The organism is uncultured Ruegeria sp. (assembly GCF_947504215.1).
Lineage (GTDB): Bacteria > Pseudomonadota > Alphaproteobacteria > Rhodobacterales > Rhodobacteraceae > Ruegeria.
Map to the genome: position 1 here is coordinate 83837 of NZ_CANNGO010000012.1, position 15255 is coordinate 99091.

General features: G+C 55.0%; 21 protein-coding genes and 2 tRNA genes. 14 read left to right on the top strand and 9 right to left on the bottom strand.

What is annotated here, in order from left to right; all coding sequences use genetic code 11:
* Positions 1-44: 44 nt before the first annotated feature.
* The gene (locus tag Q1B21_RS18115) at positions 45-347 is read right to left on the bottom strand and encodes a DUF1330 domain-containing protein (protein ID WP_299891744.1); all 303 of its coding nucleotides are present in this window, start codon (positions 345-347) and stop codon (positions 45-47) included.
* A 107-nt stretch (positions 348-454) separates the two neighbouring features.
* On the opposite strand from Q1B21_RS18115, the gene Q1B21_RS18120 reads away from it, so the two are divergent.
* Positions 455-1369 carry a LysR family transcriptional regulator gene (locus tag Q1B21_RS18120; RefSeq protein ID WP_299891747.1) on the top strand — a complete coding sequence of 305 codons (915 nt, stop codon included), beginning with the start codon at positions 455-457 and terminating at the stop codon, positions 1367-1369.
* 49 nt (positions 1370-1418) lie between these two features.
* Here Q1B21_RS18120 and Q1B21_RS18125 read toward each other — a convergent pair whose 3' ends face one another.
* Complete coding sequence (locus Q1B21_RS18125) at positions 1419-2027, bottom strand: TetR/AcrR family transcriptional regulator (protein WP_299891750.1); 609 nt, start codon at positions 2025-2027, stop codon at positions 1419-1421.
* Between the two features lie 72 nt (positions 2028-2099).
* Between Q1B21_RS18125 and Q1B21_RS18130 the strand changes: the two genes are divergently transcribed.
* Genes Q1B21_RS18130 through Q1B21_RS18140 form a run of 3 tightly spaced genes read left to right on the top strand, consistent with a single transcriptional unit; the run spans position 2100 to position 3514 of the window.
* Positions 2100-2633, top strand: a complete 534-nt coding sequence (locus tag Q1B21_RS18130) for a peroxiredoxin-like family protein (RefSeq protein WP_299891752.1) — start codon at positions 2100-2102, stop codon at positions 2631-2633.
* An 11-nt stretch (positions 2634-2644) separates the two neighbouring features.
* Positions 2645-3046: a nuclear transport factor 2 family protein gene (locus tag Q1B21_RS18135; protein ID WP_299891755.1), complete on the top strand. Its 402-nt coding sequence runs from the start codon at positions 2645-2647 to the stop codon at positions 3044-3046.
* A gap of 27 nt (positions 3047-3073) precedes the next feature.
* A complete protein-coding gene (locus tag Q1B21_RS18140; RefSeq protein WP_299891758.1) occupies positions 3074-3514 on the top strand; it encodes a nuclear transport factor 2 family protein in 441 nt (146 codons plus the stop codon).
* 538 nt (positions 3515-4052) lie between these two features.
* Here the strand turns inward: Q1B21_RS18140 and Q1B21_RS18145 are convergent.
* The 4 genes from Q1B21_RS18145 to Q1B21_RS18160 form a co-directional block, all read right to left on the bottom strand.
* Entirely contained in the window at positions 4053-4751 is a 699-nt protein-coding gene (locus tag Q1B21_RS18145; protein ID WP_299891760.1) for a vWA domain-containing protein, read from the bottom strand.
* 232 nt (positions 4752-4983) lie between these two features.
* The gene (locus Q1B21_RS18150; RefSeq protein WP_299891763.1) at positions 4984-5604 is read right to left on the bottom strand and encodes a cysteine hydrolase; all 621 of its coding nucleotides are present in this window, start codon (positions 5602-5604) and stop codon (positions 4984-4986) included.
* Positions 5605-6085: 481 nt separating this feature from the next.
* On the bottom strand, positions 6086-6370 hold the full coding sequence (locus Q1B21_RS18155) for a hypothetical protein (RefSeq protein WP_299891765.1): 285 nt from the start codon (positions 6368-6370) through the stop codon (positions 6086-6088).
* A gap of 218 nt (positions 6371-6588) precedes the next feature.
* On the bottom strand, positions 6589-7044 hold the full coding sequence (locus tag Q1B21_RS18160; RefSeq protein WP_299891767.1) for an Lrp/AsnC family transcriptional regulator: 456 nt from the start codon (positions 7042-7044) through the stop codon (positions 6589-6591).
* 103 nt (positions 7045-7147) lie between these two features.
* Here Q1B21_RS18160 and Q1B21_RS18165 point away from each other — a divergent pair, with 103 nt between their 5' ends.
* The 9 genes from Q1B21_RS18165 (at position 7148) to Q1B21_RS18205 (ending at position 12188) form a co-directional block, all read left to right on the top strand.
* Positions 7148-7828, top strand: coding sequence for an AzlC family ABC transporter permease (locus Q1B21_RS18165; RefSeq protein WP_299891770.1), 681 nt, complete (start codon positions 7148-7150; stop codon positions 7826-7828).
* On the top strand, positions 7825-8121 hold the full coding sequence (locus Q1B21_RS18170; protein ID WP_299891772.1) for an AzlD domain-containing protein: 297 nt from the start codon (positions 7825-7827) through the stop codon (positions 8119-8121). Before Q1B21_RS18165 ends, Q1B21_RS18170 begins: the two co-directional genes overlap by 4 nt.
* Before the next feature lie 184 nt (positions 8122-8305).
* A complete protein-coding gene (locus Q1B21_RS18175) occupies positions 8306-9181 on the top strand; it encodes a carbon-nitrogen hydrolase family protein (RefSeq protein ID WP_299891775.1) in 876 nt (291 codons plus the stop codon).
* 91 nt (positions 9182-9272) lie between these two features.
* Positions 9273-9491, top strand: coding sequence for a translation initiation factor IF-1 (gene infA, locus Q1B21_RS18180; RefSeq protein ID WP_005978431.1), 219 nt, complete (start codon positions 9273-9275; stop codon positions 9489-9491).
* 11 nt (positions 9492-9502) lie between these two features.
* Entirely contained in the window at positions 9503-10081 is a 579-nt protein-coding gene (locus Q1B21_RS18185) for a nucleoside triphosphate pyrophosphatase (RefSeq protein ID WP_299891778.1), read from the top strand.
* Positions 10078-11100 (top strand): ribonuclease E/G, encoded by a 1023-nt coding sequence (locus tag Q1B21_RS18190; RefSeq protein WP_299891781.1) that lies wholly within the window; start codon positions 10078-10080, stop codon positions 11098-11100. The genes Q1B21_RS18185 and Q1B21_RS18190 overlap by 4 nt, the downstream gene beginning before the upstream one ends.
* On the top strand, positions 11097-11279 hold the full coding sequence (locus Q1B21_RS18195) for a DNA gyrase inhibitor YacG (RefSeq protein WP_299076757.1): 183 nt from the start codon (positions 11097-11099) through the stop codon (positions 11277-11279). Before Q1B21_RS18190 ends, Q1B21_RS18195 begins: the two co-directional genes overlap by 4 nt.
* Positions 11280-11358: 79 nt before the next feature.
* Positions 11359-11433: transfer RNA gene (locus Q1B21_RS18200), tRNA-Phe, on the top strand.
* Positions 11434-11753: 320 nt separating this feature from the next.
* Positions 11754-12188: a hypothetical protein gene (locus Q1B21_RS18205; RefSeq protein ID WP_299891784.1), complete on the top strand. Its 435-nt coding sequence runs from the start codon at positions 11754-11756 to the stop codon at positions 12186-12188.
* A gap of 144 nt (positions 12189-12332) precedes the next feature.
* Here Q1B21_RS18205 and Q1B21_RS18210 read toward each other — a convergent pair.
* From Q1B21_RS18210 to Q1B21_RS18220, 3 genes are all read right to left on the bottom strand, one after another.
* A tRNA-Gln gene (locus tag Q1B21_RS18210) sits at positions 12333-12407 on the bottom strand.
* Positions 12408-12498: 91 nt separating this feature from the next.
* Positions 12499-13488 (bottom strand): NADPH:quinone reductase, encoded by a 990-nt coding sequence (locus tag Q1B21_RS18215; protein WP_299891787.1) that lies wholly within the window; start codon positions 13486-13488, stop codon positions 12499-12501.
* Between the two features lie 110 nt (positions 13489-13598).
* Complete coding sequence (locus Q1B21_RS18220) at positions 13599-14072, bottom strand: SH3 domain-containing protein (protein ID WP_299891854.1); 474 nt, start codon at positions 14070-14072, stop codon at positions 13599-13601.
* 186 nt (positions 14073-14258) lie between these two features.
* Here Q1B21_RS18220 and Q1B21_RS18225 point away from each other — a divergent pair, with 186 nt between their 5' ends.
* Positions 14259-15245 (top strand): D-glycerate dehydrogenase, encoded by a 987-nt coding sequence (locus tag Q1B21_RS18225; RefSeq protein ID WP_299891790.1) that lies wholly within the window; start codon positions 14259-14261, stop codon positions 15243-15245.
* Positions 15246-15255: the final 10 nt, after the last annotated feature.

A 15255-nucleotide genomic window follows, 5' to 3' on the forward strand; every position in this document is an offset into this window, starting at 1 on the left:
TAAATTGGGAAGAGATTGGGCTGCCCGATGCACCCCAGAGTTGGTCAGGCGAGATCGTCTTTGCCTTCGATGACAAAGTGATAGCTTTCTGATCCGGCTGTGCGTGCCTCCAGATGAGATTTGTATTCGGGGTCGTTCATGAAGTTCATGGCAGCTTCTTTCGACGGCCACTCAAGAATGATGCGCAGGGCGGCGGGTTGTTCGGAGCCTTCGACCTGTTCGTGCGAGGCGGTGCGGGCCAGGTATTTGCCACCGTGTTTTGCGACCAGCTTGTTCGCCGTCGGCAGATAGTCGGGAATCCAGTCTTCGCTGGTTGGTGATACGGCGAGAACAGAGTAGTAAGCCATGAACATGTCTCCTGTGATTGATATTTGATTGAGGGACATGTGATCTGTTGTGTGAGCCAAATAAACCGGGGTAATTTTGACTTCAGTATTCTGATATTGGATATAATATGGACACCAACACCCTTCGCCTGTTCGTCCTTGCCGCTGACAAGTTGAACATTAGCGCCGCCGGGCGTGAGCTTGGCTTGGCCCCATCTGTCGCAAGCGCGTGGATGAGCAAGCTTGAAAAGACCATTGGCGCAGACTTGCTCCACCGGTCAACACGTCAGGTTTCTCTGTCGTCAGAGGGTATGGCGTTTCTGCCCTACGCAAGGGATATCGTCGCTAAAGAGGACGCCGCGCGTGCCGCGCTTGGTCAAGGTCAAGCGCGAGTCTCGGGGACGTTAAGGTTTACAGCGCCGAGCACCTTCGCCCAGCTCTATATCGCGCCGATACTGCCTGAGTTTATTGACCTGCACTCCGAGGTCAAACTGGACCTGCGGCTGTCAGACAAACAATTCGACCTGATCGAGGGTAGCTTTGATCTGGCATTGCGCAACGCAGAGCTTGAGGATTCCAATCTGCGCGGTCGCAAACTTGCAGATGACACCCGCATTTTCTGCGCATCACCGGATTATCTGGAGAAATACGGCCGCCCCGAAACTCTGTACGATCTGACACAGCATCGGATCGTGGCTTTTGGAAACGACAGGTCGCTCAAAGTAACTAAACCCGATGGCACGATCGCCACCTACGACCCAAAGGCAGGGCGCTGCAATCTGGTGTTTGACGATGGTCATAGTCACAAGGTTGCTGCACTTGCAGGTGCCGGGATATCCCAAAACTCAGTCTGGAGCGTTCACGAAGAGCTTCAGTCAGGCGATCTGGTTCGGGTGTTGCATGAATACGCAGGCGTGGCGGAGACCGCGCTTTGGCTCATTTACCCTCAATCAAATGTTCTGTCGTCAAAGGTTCGTGTCTTTATGGACTTTCTGCTGGACCGTATCGGGCGAAAGCCACCATGGGCAGCCTCAATCACGTAGTAGTTCCGATAGAAGAAACTACAGGTATTTGACCAACTGGTTTTAGCGCTCAATGCGACAGCAGCATCTGGACTCTGGAATCGAGGTCTTGCTGCATGCGTTCGCTACTCCAACCGGCGCGTCCTCTGAACATGTAACCTTGTCTAAGGTCATATAGAAGCGCGGCCCGTTCACGGGACGGGAAATCTGCCGGTAAAGTGCCCTTTTCGATTTCCCGGTCGAACCGAGCAGCGAGGCGTTTCTCGGTGTCGTCAATCGCCGCCTCAACGCGTTCAGCTACGCCTTCGACCTGCCCAACCGTCGTGACAACGCTGGATGCCAGAAAACACCCTTTTGCCCCGCTTTCATGCTCGGTGGCATAGTGGACCACTTCGGACAGAAACCCTTTGATGGCTTTGGTGATGTCTTCCTCGGTTTCGAAGGCCACGACTGGCGCACAGCCATCCACGTCGGCATAAAGGTCGATGGTTTTGAGATACAGCTCTCGCTTGTCCCCGAAGGCCGCATAGAGACTTGGCCCGGTAATCCCCATCGCCTTTGTCAGATCGCGTAGAGATGCCCCGTCATACCCCTTGGTCCAGAAGACCGACATCGCCTGCATAAGAGCTTCGTCATAGTCGAAGGTTCTTGGGCGGCCCAATTTTTTTGTATCGATCAATATATAATTCCTTGACTCTCGCGTGGTCACGGTAGTTATGTATCAATCGATATATAATCAGAAAGGTTCCTCATGACCAGCCCCAAACCTGCCGTCGGAAAGGCATTTCCGGCGATCGATCTTCCTGTGCTTGACGGTAGTATCCGAAGCCTGTCCACACCCCGGGACGGGTACGACTGGATGTTAACCATCGTCTATCGTGGCAAACATTGCCCGCTTTGCACGACCTACTTGCGAGATTTGAACAGCGCGCTCCCTGACCTGAACGCTTTGGGCGTCGATGTCCTGGCGGTCTCGGCCGACAGCGCAGAGCGCGCCACCGCACAGATTCAAGAGGTCTCACCAACCTTCGATATCGGCTATGGGCTGAGCGTTGAGCAGATGCAGACGCTGGGTCTGTACATCTCCGGACCGCGCAATGGGATGGATGTCGAAGGGCCGTTTGCCGAGCCCGGTCTGTTTGTCATCAACGATCAGGGCGTACTGCAGATTGTCGATATTTCGAATGTTCCGTTCGCCCGCCCCAGCCTGACAAGCCTTGTGATGGGCATCCGGTTCCTGCGTGGATTGACAGGTGACTTCCCCGTTAATGGCACTCACGCCTGAAGGAGGCAAAAATGTCAGATAGAACAGAAACAGGCGTGCGCGCCGCGATTGAGGACTTGATGAATGTCGCGGTCCACGGCGATGCAAGCGGTCTGGACCGCGTTTACCACAAAGACATGCAAATCCTGATGCTGGACATCAGTGGCGAATTGGCACGTTTTGACAAACCCGGCTTCATGGCTCTGATGGCCAGCTCGGTCAAAGACACCAACCCGGATGATCACAAATGGGCCCGGTTCAACGCTGTTGAAGCTGTTGGAGACCAAGGACATGTCCTGATCACCCGACGCGTGCCAATCGGCGAAGCTCGCAAAGTGCTTGAGCTCAGCATCGACTTGGTTTTCGAAGACGACCGCTGGCAGGTTACGCGAGAGGTGATCTTCGCGCGCCCTGATCCCGATCCGATTTCCTGACACTTCCCTATCTAAGAGGAACGCACAATGCGTATCATAACCAATATTGCGGCTTTGCTGCTGTCAGCTGGTATAGCAGTTGCAGATGATGCAACCGCCAGCCTGAACGCTGTCAACGATCAGTTCAACACCTTTGCTGCCGACTACGACGCGGCTGGGTTGGTATCACTCTATTCCGAAGACACGCTTTGGATCGAACAAGGCAAACCTGTGCGACAGGGTTTGGAAGGCCCAAAGGAGCTGTTCGAGTTTGTCACCGCCAACAAAGGCGACGTTACTCATACGATTGACCACTTATACATTTCCGACGACCAGACTCTGGCCGTGATGATCGGCTTCGTAGAGGCAAAAATCGAAACCGTCGGGATGGATGCCACAGGCACCTATCTGTTCGTCTTGCGCCCGGAGGACGATGGTTGGGAAATCGTCACTGATATGTGGCATCAGCATGCCCTCGGGGGGAATTAAAACCTACAGCACGGAACACTCGCCCGTGATGCAAGTTTGGTTGATCTAGACATGCGCTGCACCGGCCCCCGATACTCCCGGTTGAACCCTTTGACCAAATCTACAAACTTGATCGTACGCAACCAAAAGAAGACATCCAGTTGGGGCTAGCGAATGCAGATAGCGCCCCGGAGAGAGGCGCTATCAAACTTATTGGAATGTCTGCTTCCGTAGTGTGGTAGGGGTGCTTTCGCGGCGGTCGCGAATTTGGGGATCCGCCCGTCCCATTTTTCGTTGCTGAAGCAAAGCGCGCAATGCGACCTTTCGTTTCGAGCGGGGCAACGGCTACATAGTCTCGCGAATTGCTAGTTCGACGACCTTCGGATTTCGCGCCTGCAGCGAATGGCCGGAAAGCGGGCTGCGAGCACAGCATTTTAGGTGGGCGGAGAAAGTCAGCTCTGGGCCGTGGGTGCAAACCGGTTAGCTCGGGCTTCCGATCGTCGGACGCGCTGATGAAAACTCTGATTTGCTTCCAGAACCCGCACTGTGCCATTTCAGATTAGCCGATAACATTGCAGCCCAAGGTTCTACGCAGTGCATCGCTAAGCTCTTCAATGGCCTCGGTGGAGATATACATGCCACCTGTGCGATCAGAAATGCATTTCGCTACAGAAACATCATCAGGAAAAAGTTCCACGTCTGGGCTGTCGCCTGCAAACCGACCTGTATCGACGCGGAACCCGATCACATGCACAGTAAGATTTGCAGCAGTAGACGCGAGCTCTGCACCAAGCGCGCAGGGCGAGCCTCCGCAAGTCTCATTGCCATCCGTGACCAGCACCACGATGCCGGGATCCTTACGGTAGTTGAGCACTTCGGATGCTTCCCGGACCGCTTCTGTAAGCGGCGTCAATCCGTTTGGATCCAACAAGGCAATTGCGTCCACCACTGGCTGCATCGCATTCGCGACCGGTCGGAACTTCAGATTAATTCCGTCACAGGAATTTTCGGGGCCCGGACCATAGGTGATCAAGCCGATACGACGAATTGGGGCGATCTGAGGCATCACGTCTCGCAAGGCCGCACGAGCAGCATCAATTCTCTTGGGTTCATCCAGATGTAAGCCAAGTTCTGCCATAGACGCTGAGCCATCAAACACGAGCATCGCATCGCGCGCACAATCTTGAGCGGAAACCGATGAAATACTCGTTAGAGCAGCGGCAAGAAGGGCCACGCAATTTGTCAATGGACGTCTCATAGTCCGATAGAATTTATTCCTTACTCTTAGGTCAACCAAGAAGGTCGAGAAAATGAGAGGTTTTAACCTACGGCACAGAGCCAGTCTCAGCTAAGCTGTGTGGCCTTTTCAACGCTACGCTGCGTTTGCTCCTAGGTTCGCTTTGAGCCCAATCCTGCCAGCATTCGACACATTTCGAATGGCTGGTTTGGGCTTAGGCAATGTGAAACAGAAATAATGAAGCCATTTCGGATCAGAGCAAAGAGATCGCGTTGATCACCGTTTCACGGTTCTGAACAGCGCCGGTTTGCAAATACTCCATTGCTCTGAGCGCAGCTTCATGGGCTTCGAGGGATGACCCGCCGACGCAATCCTCCACAACGCGGCAGAAGTAGTCTGATTGGTGGCCATCAACGAACGTGTAGTGCACACAAACATCAGTCAGCCCTCCGCATAGTATCAAAGTATCTACCTTCAGGCCGCGCAGCAGAATTTCGAAATCGGTTCCAAAAAACGCAGAATAACGCCGCTTCGGAACCAAATAGTCACCAGTGCGATATCCCATCTCTTCTTTGGCAACCTCTGTCCGCGGATCACCTTCGAGACAGTGAATGTCCTCATCGCCATCCAGCTCCCGGCCAAAGTCAATCTGGTCGGAACGATGAACTTCCTGAATGAAAATGACGGGCACACTGTTTTGATGTGCGGCATCAACCAAATCGCGCGCAGCGAGCATTCTTTCCTTGTAACCCGGCATATTGTCGATTGAGCGGATTGCGCTGTTATCAATGAACGTGCTCTTCTGAATGTCGATCACGATTAGGGCGGGTCGACCCTCGATTAGTTTCTTTGCATTTTTGTGTTTGGTTGTCATCTTCGACCTCAGTTTTATCAGGTCGTCCTGACTAAGCGCCGTTCCTGGCCGGGTCGTCCCGGCGGGCAGATCAATTTTGCCTAAATGTGCTAGGGCGCTTGGTCAAGGGTATCGGCATATTTGCATTGGGATGAATAGCAGACGTTCACACCCAAACCGGCATTGTCGGCTTTGTCCGCGACCCGTAAATTGGCTTCGACTATCTCGCTGCACCATGAACGAATGGCAGCGATTTCCGCCGCCATGACGTGGACGCAGTGCTGTCTCATGTGAGCTGGGTGCGCCGCATGAAACGCAAAGGCATTCTGGATTTGATTGCCGCCTTTTCCGAAGATGAGGAGCCGGACTGACACAAACTTGGGGAGGTTCACATATTGCCCCACTGCGACGTTCGCGATCGTTGCTCCGGCCTGGCGGCTCCAAGATCTGCAGAAATCCGGGCGCTGTCCCACCAGACATGCGCCCGGAAAGTGCTGTGATCTTAGTCTCCTTTGTCTTCGCCATTCTCCGTGGGCGATTTGCTCAACGCTTCAAGCAAGAGCCGTTCCATGCGATCGGGCATCTCATCGACACCCCAGGCCCGTCTTGGGTCCGGCCAGAGCTTGTCAAAGAGTTCTTCGGTCATGACAACATAGGATACGCGCCCGCCGTGACGTAGAAATGTCGGGCCAGCATCTGCTTGTTTCATAAGGCTGACCGCATTGTACTGAAGCGTTTCGATGTCGAAACGCCGACGTTGGATTGGTGGAAAGCCAGTATGGTTCATGTGTCTTCCTTTCTAATGCGCACGTCATTAACCACGGAGAATTCCGTGTTGAGTGCGGCTCGAAGGAAAATGATCACATCATGGTTCCAGCTAGCATATCAAAGTCCTGCTGTCAGCAGAAGTGCAGAAACAGTTCAGCGCTGACGTTCGATTGGATCTTCATCAATTGCTGCTCTGCGGGACTCTGCTGCCGTTCATGGTAAACGCTGGAATGTCTGCTATGAAATTGGCAAATCCGAAGTTGCTTTCTCCGTTGAAACCACGATGGAAGTCCGAAATTTCCGAACGTTTTTATCGGCAAAGAAAAACCGGTGGGTAAAAGCTTCATAGTCCGCGATGTCTTTTGCCATCACGACGAGGATGAAATCGGCCTCACCCGCAATGCAATAGAAATGCGTTACTTGCCGATCTTCACGCGCTTTACGCTTGAAGGCATCAATCTGATCAAGCCGATCTCGTTCCAGTTCTACCGATACTATTGCAGTGATGCCCAAGCCCAGAGACTTTGGGTCGAGAATTGCAACCTCCCGTTTGATCACACCTGTTTCGCGCAGCGTTCGCATCCGCCTCTGGACTGAAGCTGTCGAAATGCCTGCGGCATCTGCAAGTGATTGAACGGAAGTTTTGGCATTTTTCTGAAGAAGATCGAGTAGCTTTCGATCTGTCGCATCCATGATCTAAACGTTCCCATAATCTGCCAATACATGATGTAATCACATCAAGTATTCTCTCAATTAGCTGTATATCGTATCGGGCACTCTGTCTATTCCTGCCCTCGTGAAACACGGTGCTATCGCTATCCTCCCTCTCGCCCTAGGCGCTGCCATCTATGGCTTTGCGTTCGGTCTTCTTGCCGCCCAAGTTGGTTTCCCGTGGTGGGGCGTTGGATTGATGAGCGCCACCGTCCATTCAGGGTCGTCTCAGATCGTCGCTGTGGAACAGTTTGCCTCCACACAAACGGTGGTGGGCGCTGCATTGGCAGGGGCCGCGCTGAATCTGCGTTATATTGGGATTGTCGCATCCCTGTCGGATGTTTTGGCTGGTCTGTCGTTAAAAACCAAACTCTTGGCGATCCACATCACAGGCGACGAAAACTGGGCGTTGACGATGGCAGAACGCGCAAAATCACCAGATGTAGGGGCGGCCTTCCTTATGGGCTCGGGCCTCGTGATGATCACTGTCTGGACAGCTTCAACAACAGCCGGGGCAGTGGTTGGGGCGGTAATACCCGACCTTGAACGCTTTGGAATAGGGTTCGCATTCACAGCCGCATTCATTGCGATGGCACGAGGGCTTTGGCGCGGAAGACCACAATTGTTCCCATGCGTGGTTGCCGCCGCCGCAACCATCGCTGTCGTGTCGTTGGGTTTGCCGAAGGCCTATGCAATCGTCGCTGGGACGATCTCCGGTCTCGCAATGTCCTTGATCTTGCGACGCGCTAGCGGTGCGGTCGCATGAGCGGGGCGCACTGGGGCGTCATCGGCATTTTGGCCCTCGCGGCGTTCTCTATTCGCGTTCTCGGTTTGATTGCAGGCGGACGCATCCGTGCCTCTCGACATGCGTGGGTGTTAGACGATCTACCGGGCTTGATCGTTGTTAGTCTGGTTGCAGCTTCGCTTGCGGGTCAGCCCTTGCAGACATGGGTTGCTGCCGGTGCGGCGCTCGGAGCGGCAGTTCTGACCAATCACGTTATCGCTACTATGGTCGTTGGTGTGGTGGCCTTTGCGGGTCTCGCAGTAGTCGGGCTGTGAAGGATACATCTATGGCGAGGGCCCAAGTTAACGCAAGAGCAGCCCTTCGTGCGCCGCGCAGCATTCGTCAAAGTGGGCTCAGAGCGGAACTCGGCGTTTAATCCTTAGCGATTGATTGATTGCTCTGTACACGCAACGACGCTGCCTTTTAGTGTCTCGGCATACCGCCCTAAGGAATGCTCTGATGAAAGTCGCAACCGCTGCATACAACCTCGACTGGCTCGATAGCTGGGGGCAGTATGAGGACAAGCTTGAGGCTTGGGTGTCTGAGGCCGCAGAGCAGGGAGCCGAGCTATTGGTATTTCCCGAATACGGCGCGATGGAATTGTCGACATTGGACGGAGCCTGCGTGGCGAGGGATCTGGAGCGCTCGATCCGGGCGGTATCCGAACGAATGGAAGATGTACAACACGTACATGTCCGCCTCGCAAAGACCTACAATACGTACATATTAGGCGCGTCCGCCCCGGTTTTGGCCGGGGCGGGGCGTCCGGTGAACCGCGCGGTGCTTTACGCTCCGACCGGTGCGTTCGATCATCAGGACAAGCAGATCATGACCCGGTTCGAGCGCGAGATTTGGGACATCGCCCCCGGCGGGCAGCTTAAAATATTCGACACTGCGCTGGGTAAAATCGGCGTGCTGATCTGCTATGACAGCGAGTTCCCTTTGCTCGGTCGGGCGTTGAGTGAAGCTGACTTGATCCTGGCTCCGTCCTGCACCGAGGCCTTGTCGGGTTATTGGCGGGTACGTATCGGCGCTATGGCTAGAGCCCTGGAAAATCAATGTGTTACAGTGATGGCGTCGCTGGTCGGAGCGAATAATTGGTCCGAAGCCGTAGACATGAATACCGGCACAGGTGGCATCTTTGGACCACCAGATAAGGGCTTTCCGCAAACGGGTGTTTTGTCCGAGGGTGTTCTGAACCAACCCGGCTGGACCTATGCTCAGGTAAATCTCACCGAGATTGCCGATGTCCGCGCCGATGGTAACGTGTTGAACCGAGCCCATTGGGCGGAACAAAATCCCCGAGTCGATTCAGTCACATTATGTTCCCTTTAGGCGAATCCGCCCTTGAAATAAGGCGGAAATAGGCTCATTTAGGCGCACATCCCCGCAGATTCTGCGGGTGCAACGTAAGTATGGAGACAACATGGCCAAGGAAGATACGCTCGAATTTCCCGGTGTCGTGAAGGAACTCCTGCCTAATGCGACGTTTCGGGTCGAGCTGGAAAACGGCCATGAGATCATCGCACATACGGCAGGCAAGATGCGCAAAAACCGCATCCGTGTTCTGGCTGGCGACAAAGTTCAGGTCGAAATGACCCCGTATGATCTGACAAAGGGTCGGATCAACTACCGCTTTAAGTAACGCACTGTTCAATGGCGTTTATTCTAGGATCGGGCAGCCCAAGGCGGCTGGACCTGCTGGCCCAGCTTGGCGTGCAGCCCGATGCCATTCACCCCCCGGACATCGACGAAGCGCCTGTGAAGGGTGAGCTGCCGGTTCCCTATTGCAACCGCATTGCGCGTGAAAAAGTTCAGGCTGTTCAGGCGGATGACGAAGATGTCGTCTTGTGCGCGGACACGACTGTGGCATTGGGGCGACGCATTCTGGGAAAACCTGAAAACGCTGGGCAAGCCGCCGAGTTCCTTCACGCTTTATCCGGGCGTCGGCACAGGGTTGTGACCTCGGTCGCCGTCCGGCGCGGGGATCGCCTATTGCAACGCGACGTGGTTTCCCAAGTCAAAGTCAAGCGCTTATCGGATGTCGAAGTAAATGCCTATCTGGCCACGGACGATTGGCAAGGCAAGGCCGGAGCCTATGCAATTCAGGGACCCGCTGGTGTCTTCATCCCTTGGATTTCAGGATCGTTCACTGGCATAGTTGGGTTGCCACTCGCCGAAACCGCAGCGTTGCTTCAAGGCATCGGTTATCTGTTATACAGTGAGGCGCCATGAAGGGCCGTACCATCATTCTTGACCAACTCGAAGGGCGCGAAGCCGCGGCCTTGATGGTCGACGGTAAGTTGGACGATTTTCTGATCGAAGGTGACAGACCAAGGCCCGGAACCATTTACCGCGCGCGCGCGGACCGGCCTGTCAAAGGGCAGGGCGGTATGTTCGTCACAACGCCGGATGGCCCGGCGTTTTTACGGCAGGTTAAGGGGTTGGCCCCTGGTGCTCAATTGCTGGTACAAGTGACGGGCTTCGCAGAACCCGGAAAGGCCTTACCGATCACCGATCGGATACTGTTCAAAAGCCGCTATGCAATCGTGACACCGGATGCACCGGGTCTAAACATCTCGCGAAGCATCCGCGACGAGGATGAGCGCGATCGCTTGCTGGAGATCGCACATGAGCAAATGGAAGACAGCTCCTATGGTCTGATTTTGCGTTCATGCTGCTCCGGTGCAGATATCGTGGACATTGAAGAAGACATTAGTGCCATGCGGGCTCTGGCTGAGCAGATTCTAAACGATTCAGGCACCGAACCCGAAACCCTGTGCGAAGGCGATGGTCCTCATATTCTAGCCTGGAGAGACTGGACCGATCCTGCAGAAGTCATCACCGAACCCGGTGGGTTCGAGGCGCAAGGTGTCTTGGACGCGCTGGATACAGCACGCGGTATTGCTGAGCCTCTGCCTGGCGGAGGACATTTGTTCATCGAAGCCACCCGTGCTTTGGTGGCGGTTGATGTGAACACAGGTAAGGATAGCTCTCTGGCAGCGGGCACCAAAGCCAATTTTGCCTGCGCGAAACAGCTTGCACGTGCATTGCGCGTGCGAGGGCTCGGCGGACAGATCACGTTGGACCTTGCCCCAATGCCCAAGAAAGACCGCCGAGGGTTTGAACAGGTTCTTCGCGCAGCGCTCAAGGCGGATTCCGTAGAAACAACACTAGCTGGCTGGACCCCTTTGGGGCACTACGAGTTGCAACGAAAACGTGGGCGCATTCCTTTGGCCGAGGTGTTGAAATGAGCTGCCCCATCTGCAGTGAAGACACGGTGACGCAGTTCCGTCCATTTTGTTCAAAGCGCTGCGCAGATATCGATTTGGCCAAATGGCTGAACGGGTCATACGCGGTCCCGTCGCAGCGGGAAGAGGCTGGGGAAATCAGCATTTCGGATGCGGAAGACACCGTTCCACGACCCCACTGAAAAAATGTCAAAAAGCCTCTGGACACTGGATGGTGCAAGTCATAGAACGCCTCCACCCAGCGGCCAATGCCGTTCCCGTGCCCGGGTAGCTCAGGGGTAGAGCAGTGGATTGAAAATCCTCGTGTCGGTGGTTCGATTCCGCCCCCGGGCACCATATCACTTACCCAAGAATTTGAATTCTAACCTAGTCAGAAGGTTGCCTGGGTCTTTGATTTATTGCCCACTCGAACCAACCGCAGCGAGTGGATGTTAGAGGTTTCGATGGAAGCCCAAGGTTCGCGCAGCATACAACGCAGCCCAGTACTCAGATGGAAGGGTTGAGATGATGAGGTGGTGGGCAGATTGGCATCAATGGCGCAAGATATGTCAGCGGCCGAAATTGCCTTAGCAACGGAGCTTCTCAGAGACTGCCAATCCGATAGGAAGCGTCTGAGTCTGATCGCGAGAGCAGATATACGACAAGGTTCTCTGACCGTGCAGCTGGACCTTCACGCACTGGCACGATTGATCGAGCGCAGGGCGGATCAGGTCAATGTAGCCGAGCTGACAATCCAAGCTCCATTCCAAATGCGCCATAGAGGCGTGGAGCTGAAACTTCATCTTGGCGACGCCCCGCCTGAGATTGATCAAACACTTGCCCGCAATGTCATCAAAGCACGCTGCTGGTTAGCGATGATCATAGGTGGCAGAACGTTCTCTGAAATCGCGGCAGAAGAAGGCACATCCAAACGCCGGGTGCAAGATGTTGTCGATCTCGTAGTGCTGGCGCCTGCGGGCGAACAGCCTGATGGCCTGACTACGGATTACCTGATCAAGTCAGGCTTCCCGGAAATCTGGTCTGAGCAGCGCGAGCAGTTCGCAAAGCTCTGCTCTGCAAACTCTCCCAAAGGCACCAAACTCGAACCGTAGGAATCGCGAACTGAGACTGCGGCTCGAAATCGACCATTGTTGTGCTCACACTCGAGTCTCAGTTGAAAACGCCAGAAGCTAAACCGCTGAAAATCTGCTACAATCGGCACCCAAATACTCAGTATGTGATTCTAAGGAAAATCATGGCTGGGGTGGTAGGATTCGAACCTACGATACACAGTACCAAAAACTGCTGCCTTACCACTTGGCTACACCCCAACAGTGAGCGGCTATCTACGACTGTTGTTGGCAGGGTTCAAGAGCTTTTGGATAAAAAATTTGAACGCCCGACTCTTAGTTTCTCATGCCTTCAGATTGTCTCGATCAGTACTGCGCCCGTCCGGTTACCAGCCTGTACCAGTTCGTGCGCCCTTGCGCAGTCACGCAACGGCAGAACCTTTTGGATGGGGCAAACCAACGCCCGGTCTACTAAGGCAGCGTGAAGCGTTTCAATGGCGGTTGCTCTGGCGTTCCCGGGCAGAAGGTAGATCAAAACCACCTCAAGGGTTACTGCTTTGAACATCAAGGGATAGAAAGGCAAGATGGGCGTCATGTGCTGAGCTGAGCCATACGCGTTTATTCGGCCATTCTCGGATATGACAGTCGTGTTTGTTTCGACGTTCTGGCCAAACTCAACGTCAATGATTCGGCCAACCGTTTGCCCTTTGTTGGCATCGAGTATTTGGTCGGCAAGGTCATCAGCGGAATAGTCGATCACAAAGTCTGCACCGGCGTCGCAAACGCGTTCAAAGTCGCGCGGGCTGGCTGTTGCGATGACGCTTGCTCCCGCCCATTTAGCCAGCTGCACTGCCAGATAGCCCACTGTGCCTGCACCCCCATGAATCAGAATCGTCTGGTCTATGGGGTCTCCGCCGGAAAACACCGCATGGCAGGCTGTCAGCCCCGGAATTCCAAGAACGGCTCCGGTTTCCAGCGAGACTGGATCTGGCATTTGGACGGCTTGCGCCTCGGGTAAAGCGATCTGCGTTGCGGCTGTCCCAAACGCACGCTTCCATTGGCCGTTCCAAATCCAGACACGCTGACCAATCCGCGAAGCAGGGACGCCCTCCCCAACGGCCGAGATCACCCCAGACCCGTCGCTATGGGGAATTATCACGGGAAAAGGTGGTTTTGTAATGCCCGGTCTAGATCCGGCGCGTGCCTTGATGTCAGAGGGGTTCACGCCTGAAAAGGCCAGATCAACGGTGACCTCACCAGGCCCTGGTGTTTGCAGCGGCATGTTTTGAAGCTGCAATACATCTGCAGCGTCGCCGAAGGCGGTGTATGTGACGGCTTTCATGAATGATCCTCTGATCCTGACGCGTCACAATAGCTGCGCCAGTGGTCAGGGCAAGCCTATGAGATGACAGGAAGCGAACCATTGTCGGATGCGATTGAAAGGCAAAAAGTCTATTCCCGGATCTCAGACGGGTCCACACCCCAGAGGTTCGATTTCATCGTCCAGCCACGGTGACCTCCGGCTGACACCTTGCACCAGTCCAGCGAGCAGGACCCAAGGCGCGCCACGACACCTGTTTCGAAATGAGCATTAACCGGCGCGCTGGGATCAGGGCGAGAATAGACGGGTAACATTTCGGATTCGATCAATACCGTACGGACACCTGACAGCAACGCGTAGTGAACCCAGCCGCCAGCCCCGTCGCGGTCCTGAACTTTGCGCCAATTGCCGTATTCGGCTGTGATCTGCAATGGCATGCCGCGACGCTTGAACACCCAATCGATTCGATGGGTCAAAGACGGCCCGCGGCGCACGTTCCCTTCGGCGGCTTTCATCGAGACATAGCGCGGTAGCGGCAAGTTCGTCACCGGGCCACGTTTGTCCTTCGCGTGAGCCGCAATCGGGACCAACGCAAACAAGGAAATGGAAAGGACCGCCCAGAAAAGGCGTTTCACCGATAGAAGGCCGTTCACTGACTAACTGCTCTTGTGCCTGTTGATCTGCTTTCGAAAAAAGGTCGACTCAATGCCTATGGGGTTCTTGTGCCCCGCCTTATCCTGCGCCACGATGCCATGGAGCGCGCGCGTTTGCAAAGCAGTGGGAGGGCTAAAGTGCCACGAGAACGTCTGAGTGTTGTTGTAACGCGACGGTTGCCAGAGGCGGTCGAAACCCGGCTAAGCGAGCTTTTTGATGTCCGATTGCGCGACAATGATGCGCCCATGACGCGTGAAGAATTGGTCGAGGCGGTCAACGAAGCAGATGTATTGGTGCCAACCGTCACGGATTCAATTGACGGAGGTTTGCTGGGACAGGCGGGCGAAAGGCTACGGTTGATCGCGAATTACGGTGCAGGTGTCGACAACATCGATGTGGCGACAGCCCGCCAGCGCGGAATTCTGGTGTCGAATACACCCGGTGTCCTGACAGACGATACTGCCGATATGGCCATGGCCCTTATCCTTGCGGTCACCCGTCGTATTCCCGAAGGTCTGGGCGTGATGCAGCAGGGCGATTGGTCGGGCTGGGCGCCAACCGCTTTGCTTGGAGGTCGGATCGGCGGGCGACGTTTGGGCATACTTGGTATGGGGCGGATCGGGCAGGCGGTCGCCCGCCGCGCCAGCGCGTTTGGGATGCAGGTGCATTACCACAATCGCCGTCGTTTACGCCCCGAGATCGAGCGGGAGCTGGAAGCCACACATTGGGAAAGCCTCGATCAGATGGTGGCCCGGATGGATGTGATATCGGTCAATTGCCCCTCGACCCCTTCGACCTTCCACCTGATGAACGCGCGCCGATTGAAGCTGATGAAGCCATCGGCGGTGATCGTGAATACCTCACGCGGCGAAGTCGTCGACGAAAACGCCCTGACCCGAATGATCCGATCCGGTGATATCGCAGGGGCGGGCTTGGATGTTTATGAGCACGGCACCGATGTGAACCCGCGGCTGCGACAATTACCGAACGTGGTTTTGCTGCCTCATATGGGGTCTGCCACTTTGGAGGGGCGGATCGAAATGGGTGAGAAGGTTATCATCAACATCAAAACCTTCGAAGATGGGCACCGTCCACCGGATCAGGTCGTGCCCGCCATGCTGTAACGCAACGGGA